Raw genomic sequence first — 1,048 nt, 5'->3', positions numbered from 1 at the left:
TAGGTATGCGCCCTCCGGTGCCTGAAACCCTAATAGAGAAAACGAAAATTACTGGTACTGAAATTGGGGGCTAGACATATTTGTGTGACGATAAAGCCAGGAATATTATTTCCAAGAGTACAATCTCTCTTGCGTCTATTTTCCGTTAGATGTCATGTTGTTTTGTTAGATCGTACGTCGCCGTCGGGATATCGCCGTGTCAATGATAACAGTTTCACCGTTGCAGGTTACACCTGCCAGAAACGGCTTTAGTTTGCTTCATTCCATCCAGGGGTTGGATGGTGTTGATACGCTTGAGTATTTTGTTGAGCCTACCAATCACGAATTGGAGCCTGTGTCGACATCTGATCATGCACTGATTGCATTGCTCTACCCTGCCATGATGACCAATTACTCCCTTCACTTTGAGGGGGAGCTTACAGGAGAATTGCTTTTCAAGGTGCGGCATGACGTAATGCCTCTTCTGGCCGCACGTGATAAAAGGCTGCAGCCTGTAATAATCACAGCAGAGACGGTGATTGAGAGCGACCCTGCATTGATTGGATCGGGGATTGGAACCGGCTATTCGGGTGGAGTCGATACATTCGCAACGCTTGAGCTTTACTCGGAACGTCACGCCCCTACCTCACACATCATTTCGCATCTGGCGCTCTTTGGAAACAAATACTTGGAAGCCGGCATGCTTGATAAGGGGCTGATTGAGCGGGCTCGTGAATTCAGTGATGCAAAGGGTTACCCGTTGACCATAATTTCCTCGAATATCGAGAGTGTGATCGGTGCAGTTGATCGGCTGCAAAAAGCAAACTCCTACCGCCAAACGCATTCTTTGAGATCTGCGGCTTCTGCTTATGTTCTTGCCTCGAAGCTGCGTCGCTATGTGTTTTCAGGGAGTTATGACTACCGTTTGGTCACAACTGGGCAAACCGCTGACATCGCTTATGCTGACCCGATTCTTATGCCGCTTCTGAGTACTGTCCGTCGTCAGAGTTTTTGGGTCCAAGAGCGGCCTAAACTAAGAGAGAGTTTGGCTCATCTAGTTGGTTTGATT

Annotated in this window: 1 protein-coding gene; it reads left to right on the top strand. The window is 48.0% G+C overall.

From position 1 onward, the window contains the following. Positions 1 to 196: 196 nt before the first annotated feature. A partial coding sequence (locus OE750_RS18140) for a hypothetical protein (protein WP_263765712.1) occupies positions 197 to 1,048 on the top strand: 852 nt, incomplete at its 3' end.

The organism is Lentibacter sp. XHP0401, assembly GCF_025751535.1.
Classification (GTDB): domain Bacteria; phylum Pseudomonadota; class Alphaproteobacteria; order Rhodobacterales; family Rhodobacteraceae; genus Lentibacter.
Note: the sequence above shows the minus strand (reverse complement) of the source record. Positions and strands in the feature narration are given on the sequence as shown.